Here is a 13355-nt window from a genome sequence, read left to right as displayed (position 1 = left end):
AGGACATGCGCACGAAGAACCAGGAACTGTCGGCGATCGTCGCGCACGTGTCGATCGTGTCGCTGAACGCGTCGATCGAGGCCGCACGCGCCGGCACGGCCGGGCGCGGCTTCTCGATCGTCGCGAGCGAGGTGCGCGGGCTGGCCGCGCGCTCGCAGCAACTGTCGAACAGCTATCGCGACAGCCTGAACCGCAACGATCTCGTGACGGCCGCGACGTTCCAGGACATTCAGGCCGGCGGCAAGATGATCACGGCCGCGCTCGCGACCGTCGAGACGCTGGCCGGGCAACTGCACGCGCGGATCGAAGGAGGCGCGGCGTGATCAGCGCGCAGGCGAAGGCCGGCTTCGAGCGGATTTTCTTCGACGCGGCGCGTACGCGGCTCGCGTCCGGCGGCGCGTGCGACATCCGGCCGTCCGCCGGCCCCGCACACGACGGGCACGATCACGCGCCCGCGAAGTCGCGCACGAAGCCGAAGGTGCCCGAGCACGTCGCGGTGCTGACGATCTCGGCGCTGCATTTCCGCCTGCTGCTGGCGCTGCGCTTCAGCGATGACGATGCGACGCGCCGCCATTTCGCCGGCGCGACGGCGGGCACGAGCAGCCAGCGGCCGCTGCCCGAAGCATTCATGGAAGTCGCGAACCTGTGCTGCGGCGCGATCAACCAGGCGCTGACCGTGCCGTTTCCCGACCTCGGGATGTCGACGCCGTATCTGCTGAGCGGATCGAGCATCGACTACCTGCCCGCACTTTCGCCGGATCACGTGGCGGCCTACGACCTGACGCTCGACGGCGACGTGCGGGTCGGCGCGACGTTGTGCGTATGCGCGAACGCGCCGGTCGATTTCCATGTGCCTGCAACGGCCACGGTGGATACCGGCGGCGAGCTCGAACTGTTCTGACCGACCCCGACCGACCATTAGGAACCCTTGAGATGACCCTGGACAAACCCGTCAGCAAGGTGCTCGTGCTCGATGACAGCCGCGCGCACGCCGACGCGATCAAGCGTTTCTGCGACGAGCACAACCTGGTCGGCCTGACCGTACGGCGCAACCGGCTGCTGAAGGTGCTGCGCTCGAACATCGACCTCGGTGCGATCCTGCTGGCCGAGGACTACGGCGGCTCGCCGGCCGAGAGCGCGATCATCGCGACGCAGATCGATGCGCTGCGCCCCGAGCTGCCGATCATCCTGCGCCGCGAGTCGCTCGCATCGCGCGACGGGCTGCCGGAGGCGCTCGCGCGCGTCGCATGCGCGGCCTACGTCGCAGACGACATGACGCCGCTCAAGCGCGCGATCGACGAATACCTGTTCGGCCGCGACTATCCGAACGCACTCGTGCGCGGCATCTCGGAGATCACGGAAGCGCGCATCGACAGCCTGTTCCCGGGCATGACGATCGAGCACGAAACGCCGTGCATCGTGCGCGACCAGATCATCTTCGGCGAAGTGTTCAGCCTGATCGCGCTCGAAAGCGCGTGGTGCCGCGGCTACATGCTGCTGCAGACGAGCGAGCAGCCGCTGCTCGAGATGCTCGGCGGCAACCGCGACGACGGCCGCGCACCGGATTTCCGCGACGTGAACAGCGTGCTCGGCGAACTCACCAACCTCGTGTGGGGCGCGTTCAAGAACCGCTATCTCGGCGACGCCGAGGCGCTGGCGCGCCATCCGGTGCAGGTGCCGCTCGTCGTCAATCACAAGCAGAAGTTCATCTCGTTCGGCGGCGACTGCCCGCAGCTCTGCTTCAAGTACCGGATGACCGATCCGGCATCGGGGCGCTCCGTCTGTCTCGACCAGCGCTTCGTGTTCAGCCTGAGCTGGTCGCCGGAGGATTTCCGCGAATCGGTGCAGGACGTGGGGCCGATGGTCGAATCGGGCGAACTCGAACTGTTTTGAATAGTGAAGTCAGCAACAAGGAAAGGAAGGGGAATACGACATGGCAAAGATTCTGGTGGTCGACGATTCGGGCACGGTGCGCGACGAAGTCGCGGGTTTCCTGCGCAATCACGGGCTGGACGTCGCGACGGCCGTCGACGGCAAGGACGGCCTCGCGAAGCTCAAGGCGACGCCCGGCGTGCGCCTCGTGATCAGCGACGTGAACATGCCGAACATGGACGGCCTGACGATGGTCGAGAAGATCCGCGGCGAACTGGCGAACTCGACGGTCAACGTCGTGATGCTGACGACCGAAAGCAGCCCGGCAATGAAGGAACGCGGCAAGGCCGCCGGTGTGAAGGGCTGGATCGTGAAGCCGTTCAAGGGCGACGCGGTGCTCGACGCACTGAAGAAGCTCGCGGGCTGACGCACATCGCACTCGGGCCGCAGCGCGCCCGCTGCCGCCCACGCATTCAGTGCTGCGGTTCGGGTTGCGCGGTCGCCGCGTCGCCGGTCGCGGCCGGCACGCGTGGCGCGGGCGTCTGCCATTGCACGACGATCATCCCCGCGAAGATCAGCGCGACGCCTGCGATGCGGCCGGGTGTCGCGAGCCGCTGCGCGAGCCCCATCAGCCCGTAGTGGTCGATCAGCAGCGACGCGAGCGTTTGCCCGGCGACGACGCAGACGATGAAGGTCGTCGCGCCGAGCCGCGGCGTGAGGATCAGCGCGAGCGTGATGTAGATCACGCCCGCGAGGCCGCCGAGCCACGTCCATAGCGGGCGCTGCAGCGCGTCGCCGATCAGCGGTGCGTTCGCACGCGTGGCCAGCAGCACGGGCAGCACCACGAGCAGGCTGACCGTCAGCGACGCGACGCTCGCCCACAGCGGGTGGCCGAGCGCACGCCCGAGCGCGGCATTGCTGCCGCCTTGCAGCGGCACGAGCGCGCCGGCGACGAAAGCCGCGACGGCGAGCGGAAGGGTGGCGAAGGAAAGGGAAGTCGTCATCTTGGTCGGTCGCGAAAGGAATTTGAAATGATTGTTATCCATTAAGATGGCGAATGGAAATTCGTTCTTCGGATGCTTAATATTCATTTCATGAATAATCTGGCCCGCATCGACCTGAACCTGCTCGTGACGCTGCATGCGCTGCTGAGCGAAAAACACATCTCGCGTACCGCCGTCCGGCTGCATCGCAGCCAGCCGGCCGTGAGCCATGCGCTCGCGCGGCTGCGCGAAATCTTCGGCGATCCGTTGCTCGTGCGGCGCGCGGGCCGGCTCGAGCTGACTGCGCGCGCGAACGAACTGGTTGAACCGCTGAACGACGTCCTTGGCCGGCTCGGTGCGCTGATCGAACCGCCGGCGTTCGATCCGTCCGCGGCCACGCGCGTGTTTCGCATCGCGATGTCCGACTACGGCGCGCGGATCGTGCTGCCGGCGCTCGTGAAGACGCTGCGCGCCGACGCGCCGGGCATCGAGCTGATCGTGTCGCAGGCCACCCGCGAAGCGATGCGGATGCAGCTGATGGACGGCGAGGTCGATCTCGCGCTCGGCGTGCTGCCGGCGGTGCAGCGCGACCTGCATGCGCAACCGCTGTTCGTCGAATCGTTCGCGTGCGTGGCTGATGCGAGCCGGCTGCCGCGCCGTGGCGAACTCGCGCTCGACGCGTGGCTCGCACGGCCGCATGCGCTCGTCGCGATGCGCGACGGGATGGACAACGAGGTCGATCGCGCACTCGCGCGGCTAAGACGCGAACGGCACATCGCGGTGATCCTGCCGTTCTGGGGCGTCGCGAACGACCTGATCGCGGGCACCGACCTCGTGCTGACCGTCGCGCGCCGCAACCTCGACCGCGTGCGCGACGACGCGCGGCTGCGCGTGTTCGAGCCGCCGTTCCCGATCGATTCGTTCGAGTTCGCGCAGCACTGGCACGCGCGCCGGCACGGCGACGCCGCGCACATCTGGCTGCGGCAGACGATCGCGCGCGTCGCGAGCGGCGGGTACTGAGGAGGCGCGCCGGGTAACGACGGATGGATTGATCCGGAGTCGGGTGCCGGCTGATGCCGCCGGATCCATCGCAGCGCTGGAAGACCGATGCCAGCCGTCATGCTCGGTGCGGACAGCGAGGGGCGATGAATATTTTCATCCCGGCTCGTGATTACGGTCCGGACGTCTCGACCGAGTTCGGGCGATTGGTTGTCGAAAAAATGTATCGAGCGAACTGCCATGCACCGTCCTTGGCGCGATGGAGGATGAAGATTTCCTGGTTGCCTTCGGCGCTTTGCCGATGGTTGCTCAGCACCGTCTGGGTGCCGCTGGAACGGGTTCTGGCGAACGCCCAGTCGTTCGAGAGCGGCTTGATCTCGTCGATCTTGAACGTGACGTTCAGTTTGATCGTCCTGAAGATTGTTTCGTACGCTTTTCGCACGTTGTCCTTGCCGATCACCGTCGGAAAGTTCTGCGGCATGAAAACCGCGTCGTCGGCATAGAGTTTCATCACTTCGTCCGTATTCGACGAATTGAGCGCCTTCTCGTATCGATCGAGCTGACCGGCAATCGCTTCGGTCGCCACGCGATTGCTGTCGGGCTGGGCCGCCGACACGGCCGCCGGCAAGATGGCAAGCGCGGCAACCGATGCGCTGAGGAATGTGTGCATGGGAATCTCCGGACGGGATAGCGCATAAGGAAATGGACGGCGCGGATCACGGCAGGCGATCCGTGCCGTCCGACGATCACACCAGGACGACGAGCTTGCCGAGCGCGCGGTTGCTTTCGATCAATTCGTGCGCTTGTCGAACCTCGTCGAATGCGAAGGTACGTTCGAGCAATGACGGAATCTGCTTGTTGGCAACGCCGTCCACGATCATTCGCAGCGGTGCGTCGCCCAGCGGCAACGAGGGCGTGCCGAACAACTGGCTCGGGAAGAAACTCAGCTTGACCGCGGGCGGCAGGTCGGTCATCAGGTTCAAATGCTCGATCACCGGCGGCCCGCCGAGCAACCCGACGACGGCGACGGCGCCAAACGGCCGCAAGGTATTCGCGGTGTCGCGCAGCGTCGCCGCGCCGACGACCTCGAGCGCTGCATCGATGCCGTTGGGGAAGAGGCGCCGCACATCGTCTGCGATCTCACCGCCGTCGACGATCACGTCGTCCGCGCCGGCCAGGAAGAGGCGATTTTCGTTCCTGGCCGAGCGCGTCGTTGCGATGACATGGAGGCCCGACGCCTTCGCATACGTAATCGCGGCGAGGCCGACCGTGGACGTCGCGCCGCGCACCAGCAGCGTCTGGCCCGCTTCGATGCCGAGGCTCTTGTTCAGTGCGCCCCAGATCGTCAGGTAGGCCTGCGGCAACGCCGCGAGTTCTTCCCACGACAACGTGGTGCCGTCGAGATCGATCACGTTGGTGCGCAATACCGTGACCTCCTCGGCATAGCTGCCCTGACGCGTGAACTGCAATCCACCCATCGACGTTGCGACGCGCTGACCGATCCGGAACGTGCCGGACGGGTCTTCGACGACTTCGCCGACCGCCTCGATACCCGGCACGCGGGGGCCGTCGATCGGGCCCATCTTGCCCGCACGCAGATACGTTTCGGCACGGTTGAGGCCGAACGCGCGCACACGGATGCGGACTTCATCGGCCTTCGGCGCGATTGACGGGATATCGCGGATTTGCAGGACTTCGGGGCCGCCGGCCTGCTCGATGACATAGGCTTTCATGGTGTTTCCTTGTCGAATGTGAATGCTGGGGGATGCCATGCCGGCGCACGTCGATATGACGCCGGCATCGGCTTTCGGTGTCGTGTTAGGCGAATGACAGGACGTCGGACGTCGATTTGCGCGGCTTCTGCGGCCAGTTGCCGGGCGCGGCATGGCCGACGGTCACGAGCATGACCGGCACGTCGGTGGGTTGCAGGTGGAATGCAGCGGCGACACCGGATGGATCGAAGCCGATCATCGGCCCCGACGCGAGCCCGCGATCCTGCGCGGCCAGCATCAGTGTCATGGCGGCGAGCGATGCCGAGCGGATGGCCTCGTCGCGCTGAAATGCGGGGTTGTCGCCATACATGCTGTTCGCGGCGCCGATCCAGCCTTCATAGATTCCCTTGTCGAGAATGCCGTGCTCGACGGACGGCTTCAGCGCGACAGGCAGCGTGACGTGCGGCTCGAGCGTGCCGCAGACGATGAACGTCACGGCCGCGTCGGCGACCTTCTGCTGTCCGTAGGCCAGCGGCAGCAGCTTCGCCTTGCCGGCGGCGCTGCGTACGGCGACAAACTTCCAGTTTTGGAGGTTAAAGGCGGACGGGGCAGTCGTTGCGAGTTGAATCAGCTCGTCGATCTGCTGGTCGGTCAGCGCCCGCGCGGAATCGTATTTGTTGGTTGAAACCCGTGATTTCAAAAGTGTTTCGAAGGTGGACATCGCTTTCTCCGGTGATCGGTTGTGAGGTACGCGTAGCCACTATGCGGGTTCGGATGCCATTCAGGAATCGCCGAATCCGATACACTGCCTATCAAATTCGAGAGGATGATATGGACCTCAATGCCGTCGAAATGTTTGTGACCGTGGTGCAGGCCGGGAGCCTGTCCGCTGCCGCATTGCGCACCGGTGTGCCGTTGCCGACCTTGAGCCGCCGGGTTCGGGAGCTTGAAAGGCAACTCAGCGTTCAGTTGCTCGAACGTTCGGTTCGCGGCACCAAATTGACGGATGCCGGCATCAGGCTTTACGAACACGCGAGTCGTGGAATCGAGGCGCTGATCGAAGCGAAGGAGGCGGTGGTCAGTGCCCAGCATCAGCTGAAGGGATTTCTGCGCTTGTCGTTGCCGCCGACGTTCGATATCTGGTGGGATTTACTGGCGGCGTTCCAGGTGCGCTTTCCGGGCATCCGGCTCTTTGTCTATACGACGGAGCGGCGCGTCGACCTGATCGTCGACGGCATCGATGTGGCGCTGCGCGTGGGGGCGATCGAGCATGAGTCGATGGTTGCGCGCAAGATCCTGCAGTACCGGCATCGGCTGGTCGCGAGCCCGGCGCTGCTTGAACAGTACGGCCGTCCCGCAACGCCAGAGGATTTGCAACTGCTGCCGTGTGCAACCTGGGGACTTGGCGCCTACGCGCAGCCGGTCTGGAATCTGGGGGGGACGCCATTTCATCCGCGTCCGCTGTTCGCCACGAACGACTATGCGCATCTTCACCGTCGCGCGCTTGCCGGCGACGTCGTGACCGAGCTTCCGCCGTTTCTGGTCATGGAGGATCTGCGTACGCAGCGACTCGTTTCCTTGCTCGACGAGCATCCGTTGCCGGAACAGGAACTCAACCTGCTTTACCCGTCTCATCGGCATCCGTCGTCCGTCGTGCGTGCCTATCTGGAGTTTTGTCAGGAGTACTGGAAACAGAAGTCGCATGGCGATTTGTTCGGGTAGCCGACACGATTCCGGTCGCCGCATCCATCATTCGATTGCCGTGCGACGTTCGCCGGGTGCGAGATTTACATCACACGGCAATGTCCGTATCCTGCCGGATGCCGAGGGCGGCGTGCCCGCGCGACCTGCGCAGCACGCCCGGCGTCCACAACAAGCAATCAGGAACGGGACACCTTCCCATGACAATCAAAATCGATCGGGCGGTGCTCGTACGCGGCGCATGCGTGGCACTGATGGCTGCGCTGGCAGGCGGATGTGCCAACACCACCGGGCTGCAGAATGCACAACAGGCGGCTGTCAGCAGCGGTTCGTCGTACACGTGCAATCCCACGCAGGCTGACGGACTGGTGATGGCCGGGAGGGGCGTCAACGGGTGCTATTTCGTGCTGCACGATCCCGAGACGAAACAGCCGCTGCCGAACACGCCCTATGCGTTCGCGTTGTACACGAGCGCGGCCCAGGACAACCAGGAGCTCGAGGTCGAAGGCACGACCGACGCGCAAGGGCGCACGGCCTACGTGCGTTCGTCCGCGCCGATCGATCCGACACGCATGGTGCTCGTTCGCACGATCGGCGCCGGCCCGACGGGGCGCATCCCGGTGCTGGTCCGGCCGCAGGACGGCAAGCGCATTCCGTTCGCGAAGTACAAGGTCACGGGCTGCAACGGCCCGTACGAAGGCGTCACCGACGAAACGGGGCGCGGCGTGATGTACCGCTGCAAGGCGCAGTCGAAGATCGCCGTGTCGTTCTATCAGTCGCGTCCTTGAGGTGGGCGATATGGTGTCCGATTCCAGCCGTACTACTGCGCAGCAGACGGAAACGCTGATCGCGAAGGGCGTCGTTTTTTTCGTCGTGGGCACCTGTCTGCTGATCGGCGCTGCCTTGTATGCGCAGTCGACGCGCGAATTCCTGCGGACGTCAGTCGTCGTGCCGGGGCGCGTCATCAAGCTGAATGCGGGCCCGCATCATCCGGAGATCGCGTTCACGACGCTTGCGGGCGAGCAGGTCGAATACCCGCAGGGCGGCGCGGTCAGCGAGCAGGACGGCGCGACCGTCGAGGTGCGCTACACGCCCGACGAGCCCGGGATGAGCGCGCGCCTGAATACGTTCGGTGCGATCTGGGGGGACGTATTGATGATAGGCGGGATGGGCGCCGCCTTTTTCCTCGTCGGTGTCAGTCAACTGCGCTCGGGCGTGCGCGCGTGGCGCAGCGGGCGCACGCGCGCGTGACCGTGTGAGCCTGCTGCGCCACGACTGGACGTCGCACGGAATGTGGAGGAGCATTTCATCCTCACGGTGCCGTGAACGTGCCCGCATCAACGCCGCGCGTTCACGCCGCATCGAATCCTGCCGAACCCCATCGAGCGGAACATCATGACATCCGATCAAGAGACTGCCGAGCCGATCCTGTTGCGCGACGCGCACGACGGCGTCGTCACGCTGCGGCTGAACCGTCCGCAGCAGTTCAACGCATTGTCCGAGGCGATGCTTGCGAGCCTGCACGATGCATTCGAGTCGCTGGCGGCCGATCCGCACGTGCGCTGCGTCGTGCTGGCCGCCGCAGGCAAGGCGTTCTGCGCGGGCCACGACCTGCGGCAGATGCGCAGCAAGCCCGAGCTCGATTACTACCGCACGCTGTTCGCGCAGTGCAGCCGCGTGATGCTCGCGATGCGCGCGTTGCCGGTGCCGGTGATCGCGCGCGTGCACGGCATTGCGACGGCGGCCGGCTGCCAGCTCGTCGCCGCGTGCGATCTGGCGATCGCGGCCGATACCGCGCGCTTCGCGGTATCGGGCATCAACGTCGGGCTGTTCTGTTCGACGCCGGCCGTGGCGTTGAGCCGCAACGTCACGGCGAAGCGCGCGTTCGACATGCTCGTGACCGGGCGCTTCGTCGATGCGGCGACGGCCGCCGCGTGGGGCCTCGTGAACGAGGCCGTGCCCGAGGATGCGCTCGATGCGGCCGTCGCCCGCAAGGTCGCGGAGATCGTCGCGAAGAGTCCGGCCGCGGTGCGGTATGGCAAGCAGATGTTCTATCGCCAGCGCGAGTTGCCGCTCGACGAAGCCTATGCGCATGCGGGCGACGTGATGGCGCGCAACATGATGGAAGAGGATGCGGGCGAAGGCATCGACGCGTTCCTCGAGAAGCGCAAGCCGACGTGGCGTTCGTAGTGCGTCACCGGCGGAGTGTGTCGAGCGCAGCGGAAGGGCCGTAACCCACCCCTTTCGCTCGGACGGCAAGGCAAACGGGCCGCCCAAGGCGGCCCGCAACCGAAGCGGCACGTCAGGCGACGCAACAGCGTGTGCGCCGCCGCCTCTCCGCCGGTCAGCGCCCGTAGCTCCCGGTCCGCAGCGTCGGCTGTTCGTTCGACGCACCCGGCGGCACGATCACGACCGGCACGCGGCGCGCGAGTGCGCACATCAGCTCGTAGCCGATCGTGCCGCTGGCTTCCGCCACGTCATCCACCTTCACCTGGTCGCCCCACAGCTCGACACTCGACCCGATGCCCGCGTTCGGGCACGGCGTCAGGTCGACGGTCAGCATGTCCATCGACACGCGGCCGACGACGCGCGTCATTACGCCGTCCACCGCGATCGGTGTGCCGGTCGGTGCGTGGCGCGGATAGCCGTCCGCATAGCCGCACGCGACGACGCCGATCCGCATCGGCCGGTCGGCCGTGAAGCGGCGGCCGTAGCCGACGGTTTCTTCCGGCGACAGCGTCTGCACGCCGATGATCTTGCTCGTCAGCGTCATCGCGGCCATCAGCGGCGTGTCGGCGATATCCCGCGCCGCACCCGTCGGCGATGCACCGTACAGGATCGTGCCGGGCCGCACCCAGTCGCGGTGCGCGCGCGGATGCCACAGCACGGCGGCCGAGTTCGACGTCGAGCGCTCGCCCGGAATTCCCGCGGTGGTCGCATCGAACTGGTCGAGCTGCCAGTCGACTTCGCCTTCGTCGGCGTTTGCGAAATGCATCATCAGCGTGATCTTGCCGATCGACGGCGCGCTCGCCGCGCGCTCCCATGCGGCACGGAACGCGGCGGGGCGGTAGCCGAGCCGGTTCATCCCGGAATTCATCTTGAGCTGGATGTCGATCGGCTGCTGCGGCTTGGCGGCGATCAGCAGGTCGAGCTGCTCGTCGCAGTGCACGGCCACCGTCAGGCGGTGGCGATCGGCCAGTTCGACGTCGGCCGGCTCGAAGATCCCTTCGAGCAGCAGCACGGGCTTGTCCCAGCCGAGTTCGCGCACGCGCATGGCTTCGTCGAGATCGAGCAGCGCGATGCCGTCGGCGGCCGCGAGGCCCGGGTAGATCCGCTCGATGCCATGGCCGTACGCATCGGCCTTGACCACACCCCACACGCGCGATTGCGCGGCGGTGCGGCGGATGAAGTCGAGGTTGTGGCGGACGGCGTCAGGGCGGATATGGGCGACGATGGGACGGGGCATGGCGATGTCTCGGATCGGATGTCGTTTGGCGCGCGCGGCGGCGCAGGTTCGGCGGCCTGGCGCGACAACGCGCCAGGCCAGTGTTGAACGCTATCTTATTGGTGTTCGACCAGTTTTAATTAACGTTTTTGTCGACGATTTGGTGGAAATTTTGGTGCCGAACCATGCTCGCCGCGGCTGCCGGCGGGCCGTGCAGCCGAGTCTCCCGTCTAGAAAACCGGTGCGCGAACAGCACGGCGCAATGCTAAGCTCTCGTCGATCTTGTCATTGATCAATGTAATCATAAAGGAGGAGACTTTTGATGACGACGTCCCAGCTGTGCCTGTTCATCGTGGCGCTGTTGCCGTTCCCGATGACGTTTCTCGCGAAGGCCCGCAAGGGCTACGACAACCGCGCGCCGCGTGACTACCTGGCGAAGCTCGAAGGCTGGCGCGCCCGCGCGCAGGCCGCGCACCAGAACGCGTGGGAAGCGCTCGCGCTGTTCACGGCCGCGCTGGTGGTGGCGTGGCACAACGGCGCGAACGTGCATCGCGTCGACCAGCTCGCAATGGCGTTCGTCGCGATCCGCATCGTCTATATGCTGATGTACCTGCTGAACTGGGCGTCGCTGCGTTCGCTCGTGTGGTTTGGCGGGATGGCGTGCGTGGTCGCGTTGTTCTTCGCCGCGCCGTAAGCGGCGCATGCGGGCGAGGCCGGCGCGTTACTTGCCGGTCGCGCCGCCCGTGCCGCGCACGAGACTGTCGTTGGATGCGGGCGCAACGATCGGGCCCGCGATCGGCGCGGCTTCCGCGTCTGCTTCGCGGCGCAGGAACTCGATCAGTGGATCGAGCAACCGGTGCCGCGTCGACGGGTTGCGGCGCAGCACGAAGCGCCACGACGCGGCGCGTTCGATGCCCGGCTTCAACGGCACCAGGCGTCCGCTGCGCAGCTCGGGCTCGATCAGCGGCATGCGGCCGAGCGCGATGCCCGCACCACCGACTGCCGCACCGATCACCTGGCTGAAGCTGCTGTACCGGACGATCTTCGTCTCGAAGTCGCCTGGCAAGCCGAATTCCGATGCCCAGTTGCGCCAGTCGATCTCGGGGCTGTTCTCGTGCATCTCCTGCAGCAGTCGCGAGCGGCACACATGCCCCGATGCGTACGGAAACAGCTCGGGGCTGCAGACCGGGAACACAGTCTCCTGGATCAACACGTCGTCATCGGCCTGCAGCCGGTGCGCGGGCACGTGCACGATCGCCAGATCGACGCCGCTGCGCGCGTAATCCGGTTCGTCGTCGAGTACGACGGCATGCAGCGGCGTGTCGGGATGAAGCGACGAGAATTCCGCGAGGCGGCGTGCGAGCCACATCGCCGAAAACGGCGCGTTGGCGGAGACGGTGAGCCGTTGCGCGGTGCCGCGAATCTCGGCACAGGCATCGGTCAGCCGCGACAGCGCGTCGCTGACAGCCGGCAGCAGGCGTGCGCCGGCCGGCGTGAGGCTGATGCCGCCGAGCCCGGTGCTGCGTTCGAGCAGCCGCGCGCCCAGCGATTCCTCGAGCGCGCGAATCTGGTGACTGACCGCGCTCGTCGACACGTTCAGCTCGACCGCCGCGCGCGCGAACCCGCCGAGGCGGACGGCCGCCTCGAAAGCTCGCAATGCGCTGAGGGGAGGAAGGTGCGACATGCGGGGTATTGTAGTTGACTCAACACCCGTTGAAAAATCATCTTTTGCCGCGCGCGGGCCGCGCGGGTAGCCTCGATCCGGTCAAGAAAAAACATCATCAGATACGACTGGAGGGCTTCATGTATTTCGACCGACGACTATGGGCAATGATGGCGGGACTGCGCTGGCGGGTCGCCGCGGCCGTCGCGCTCGGGCTGCTCGCGATGGGTGTCGGGATCCTGCGCTTCGTATTTCTCGGCCGCGTGCTCGCGCTGGTCTTTTCCGGCGCGTCGGCGCGCAGCATCGGCGAAGCCGTCGTTGCAACGGCGGCCTGCGTGCTGCTGCGTGCATGGCTTGACCATCGCCGCACGGTGCTGGCGCAGCACACGGCCGGGCGCGTGCAGGCCACGCTGCGCGCGCGGCTGTTCGACCGGATCGCGGCGCTCGGCCCCGCGTGGTTCAGCGGCGAACGCACGGGCGGCGTGATGCTGGCCGTCGTCGACGGCGTCGAGCAGTTGCAGACCTTTTTCGGCACCTATTTGCCGCAGCTCGTGATCGCCGCCTGCGCGCCGGTGATGATCTTCGCGGTGCTCGCGTGGTGGGACGTGCCGACGGCCGCGATCCTGCTGGTCGCGGCGCTCGTCACGCTCGCGCTGCCGCAGCTCGTGCATCGCGCCGACAAGCGCGCGGCGCTCGCGCGCTCGAAAGCGTTCAAGGCATTCGGGGAAGAATTTCTCGACGCGGTGCAAGGCTTGCCGACGCTGAAGGCGTTCGGGCAAAGCACGGCATTCGGCGCGAAGCTGGCCGCGAAGGCGCGCGCGCTGTCCGACAGCACGTTCTGGGTGCTCGCACTCGGCCTGCTGACGCGGCTTCTCACCGATCTCGGCACCGGCCTCGGCGCGGCCGCCGCGATCGCGGTCGGCGCGTGGCGCGTGCGGCACGGCGACATGAGCCTCGAGGCGCTGCTGATCGTGCTGATG

Annotated in this window: 17 protein-coding genes; 11 read left to right on the top strand and 6 right to left on the bottom strand. The window is 66.3% G+C overall.

Annotated features, from left to right (window positions below; all coding sequences use genetic code 11):
* The 4 genes from G3N99_RS23005 to G3N99_RS22990 all read left to right on the top strand — a co-directional run.
* The coding region (locus tag G3N99_RS23005; protein WP_241011804.1) for a methyl-accepting chemotaxis protein at positions 1-323 on the top strand (323 nt) is incomplete at its 5' end.
* On the top strand, positions 320-901 hold the full coding sequence (locus G3N99_RS23000; protein ID WP_174935909.1) for a hypothetical protein: 582 nt from the start codon (positions 320-322) through the stop codon (positions 899-901). The genes G3N99_RS23005 and G3N99_RS23000, both read left to right, overlap by 4 nt.
* 32 nt (positions 902-933) lie before the next feature.
* Complete coding sequence (locus G3N99_RS22995; protein WP_174935907.1) at positions 934-1893, top strand: chemotaxis protein CheX; 960 nt, start codon at positions 934-936, stop codon at positions 1891-1893.
* Positions 1894-1933: 40 nt separating this feature from the next.
* A complete protein-coding gene (locus G3N99_RS22990; protein WP_011355572.1) occupies positions 1934-2299 on the top strand; it encodes a response regulator in 366 nt (121 codons plus the stop codon).
* 46 nt (positions 2300-2345) lie between these two features.
* On the opposite strand, the gene G3N99_RS22985 is transcribed toward G3N99_RS22990, so the two are convergent.
* A complete protein-coding gene (locus G3N99_RS22985; protein ID WP_206123551.1) occupies positions 2346-2876 on the bottom strand; it encodes a DMT family transporter in 531 nt (176 codons plus the stop codon).
* A 90-nt stretch (positions 2877-2966) separates the two neighbouring features.
* Between G3N99_RS22985 and G3N99_RS22980 the strand changes: the two genes are divergently transcribed.
* Positions 2967-3875 (top strand): LysR family transcriptional regulator, encoded by a 909-nt coding sequence (locus tag G3N99_RS22980; protein WP_041493333.1) that lies wholly within the window; start codon positions 2967-2969, stop codon positions 3873-3875.
* Positions 3876-4026: 151 nt separating this feature from the next.
* On the opposite strand, the gene G3N99_RS22975 is transcribed toward G3N99_RS22980, so the two are convergent.
* The 3 genes from G3N99_RS22975 to G3N99_RS22965 all read right to left on the bottom strand — a co-directional run bounded on the left by G3N99_RS22975 (position 4027) and on the right by G3N99_RS22965 (position 6287).
* Positions 4027-4524, bottom strand: a complete 498-nt coding sequence (locus G3N99_RS22975; RefSeq protein ID WP_206123550.1) for an SgcJ/EcaC family oxidoreductase — start codon at positions 4522-4524, stop codon at positions 4027-4029.
* Between the two features lie 76 nt (positions 4525-4600).
* Positions 4601-5587 carry a zinc-binding alcohol dehydrogenase family protein gene (locus tag G3N99_RS22970; RefSeq protein WP_206123549.1) on the bottom strand — a complete coding sequence of 329 codons (987 nt, stop codon included), beginning with the start codon at positions 5585-5587 and terminating at the stop codon, positions 4601-4603.
* An 85-nt stretch (positions 5588-5672) separates the two neighbouring features.
* The gene (locus G3N99_RS22965) at positions 5673-6287 is read right to left on the bottom strand and encodes a nitroreductase family protein (protein ID WP_174986582.1); all 615 of its coding nucleotides are present in this window, start codon (positions 6285-6287) and stop codon (positions 5673-5675) included.
* 110 nt (positions 6288-6397) lie between these two features.
* Between G3N99_RS22965 and G3N99_RS22960 the strand changes: the two genes are divergently transcribed.
* The 4 genes from G3N99_RS22960 to G3N99_RS22945 all read left to right on the top strand — a co-directional run bounded on the left by G3N99_RS22960 (position 6398) and on the right by G3N99_RS22945 (position 9457).
* On the top strand, positions 6398-7288 hold the full coding sequence (locus G3N99_RS22960; protein WP_174941767.1) for a LysR family transcriptional regulator: 891 nt from the start codon (positions 6398-6400) through the stop codon (positions 7286-7288).
* A gap of 179 nt (positions 7289-7467) precedes the next feature.
* Complete coding sequence (locus G3N99_RS22955; RefSeq protein ID WP_206123548.1) at positions 7468-8055, top strand: hypothetical protein; 588 nt, start codon at positions 7468-7470, stop codon at positions 8053-8055.
* Positions 8056-8065: 10 nt separating this feature from the next.
* On the top strand, positions 8066-8518 hold the full coding sequence (locus G3N99_RS22950) for a DUF3592 domain-containing protein (RefSeq protein WP_174935890.1): 453 nt from the start codon (positions 8066-8068) through the stop codon (positions 8516-8518).
* Positions 8519-8662: 144 nt separating this feature from the next.
* Positions 8663-9457, top strand: a complete 795-nt coding sequence (locus tag G3N99_RS22945) for an enoyl-CoA hydratase (RefSeq protein WP_206123547.1) — start codon at positions 8663-8665, stop codon at positions 9455-9457.
* 154 nt (positions 9458-9611) lie between these two features.
* Here G3N99_RS22945 and alr read toward each other — a convergent pair whose 3' ends face one another.
* On the bottom strand, positions 9612-10733 hold the full coding sequence (gene alr, locus G3N99_RS22940) for an alanine racemase (RefSeq protein WP_206123546.1): 1122 nt from the start codon (positions 10731-10733) through the stop codon (positions 9612-9614).
* 301 nt (positions 10734-11034) lie between these two features.
* Between alr and G3N99_RS22935 the strand changes: the two genes are divergently transcribed.
* Entirely contained in the window at positions 11035-11406 is a 372-nt protein-coding gene (locus G3N99_RS22935; protein ID WP_011355561.1) for an MAPEG family protein, read from the top strand.
* A 27-nt stretch (positions 11407-11433) separates the two neighbouring features.
* Here the strand turns inward: G3N99_RS22935 and G3N99_RS22930 are convergent, their stop codons facing one another.
* The gene (locus G3N99_RS22930) at positions 11434-12396 is read right to left on the bottom strand and encodes a LysR family transcriptional regulator (protein WP_011355560.1); all 963 of its coding nucleotides are present in this window, start codon (positions 12394-12396) and stop codon (positions 11434-11436) included.
* A gap of 119 nt (positions 12397-12515) precedes the next feature.
* Between G3N99_RS22930 and G3N99_RS22925 the strand changes: the two genes are divergently transcribed.
* Positions 12516-13355: ABC transporter transmembrane domain-containing protein (locus G3N99_RS22925; protein ID WP_241011803.1), on the top strand; the 840-nt coding region annotated here is incomplete at its 3' end.

It is taken from the genome of Burkholderia sp. Ac-20392 (assembly GCF_017104585.1).
Lineage (GTDB): Bacteria > Pseudomonadota > Gammaproteobacteria > Burkholderiales > Burkholderiaceae > Burkholderia > Burkholderia lata.
The sequence above is the reverse complement of the archived record's forward strand: the minus strand, read 5'-3'. Positions and strand labels throughout refer to the sequence as shown.

Excerpts from the sequence above, each read along its gene's own strand:
- G3N99_RS22985 (WP_206123551.1), bottom strand. The coding sequence starts at position 2,876 with ATGACGACTTCCCTTTCCTTCGCCACCCTTCCGCTCGCCGTCGCGGCT.
- G3N99_RS22935 (WP_011355561.1), top strand. The coding sequence starts at position 11,035 with ATGACGACGTCCCAGCTGTGCCTGTTCATCGTGGCGCTGTTGCCGTTC.
- G3N99_RS22995 (WP_174935907.1), top strand. The coding sequence starts at position 934 with ATGACCCTGGACAAACCCGTCAGCAAGGTGCTCGTGCTCGATGACAGC.
- alr (WP_206123546.1), bottom strand. The coding sequence starts at position 10,733 with ATGCCCCGTCCCATCGTCGCCCATATCCGCCCTGACGCCGTCCGCCAC.
- G3N99_RS22965 (WP_174986582.1), bottom strand. The coding sequence starts at position 6,287 with ATGTCCACCTTCGAAACACTTTTGAAATCACGGGTTTCAACCAACAAA.
- G3N99_RS22950 (WP_174935890.1), top strand. The coding sequence starts at position 8,066 with ATGGTGTCCGATTCCAGCCGTACTACTGCGCAGCAGACGGAAACGCTG.
- G3N99_RS22980 (WP_041493333.1), top strand. The coding sequence starts at position 2,967 with ATGAATAATCTGGCCCGCATCGACCTGAACCTGCTCGTGACGCTGCAT.
- G3N99_RS22990 (WP_011355572.1), top strand. The coding sequence starts at position 1,934 with ATGGCAAAGATTCTGGTGGTCGACGATTCGGGCACGGTGCGCGACGAA.
- G3N99_RS22960 (WP_174941767.1), top strand. The coding sequence starts at position 6,398 with ATGGACCTCAATGCCGTCGAAATGTTTGTGACCGTGGTGCAGGCCGGG.
- G3N99_RS22955 (WP_206123548.1), top strand. The coding sequence starts at position 7,468 with ATGACAATCAAAATCGATCGGGCGGTGCTCGTACGCGGCGCATGCGTG.
- G3N99_RS22945 (WP_206123547.1), top strand. The coding sequence starts at position 8,663 with ATGACATCCGATCAAGAGACTGCCGAGCCGATCCTGTTGCGCGACGCG.
- G3N99_RS22975 (WP_206123550.1), bottom strand. The coding sequence starts at position 4,524 with ATGCACACATTCCTCAGCGCATCGGTTGCCGCGCTTGCCATCTTGCCG.
- G3N99_RS22970 (WP_206123549.1), bottom strand. The coding sequence starts at position 5,587 with ATGAAAGCCTATGTCATCGAGCAGGCCGGCGGCCCCGAAGTCCTGCAA.
- G3N99_RS22930 (WP_011355560.1), bottom strand. The coding sequence starts at position 12,396 with ATGTCGCACCTTCCTCCCCTCAGCGCATTGCGAGCTTTCGAGGCGGCC.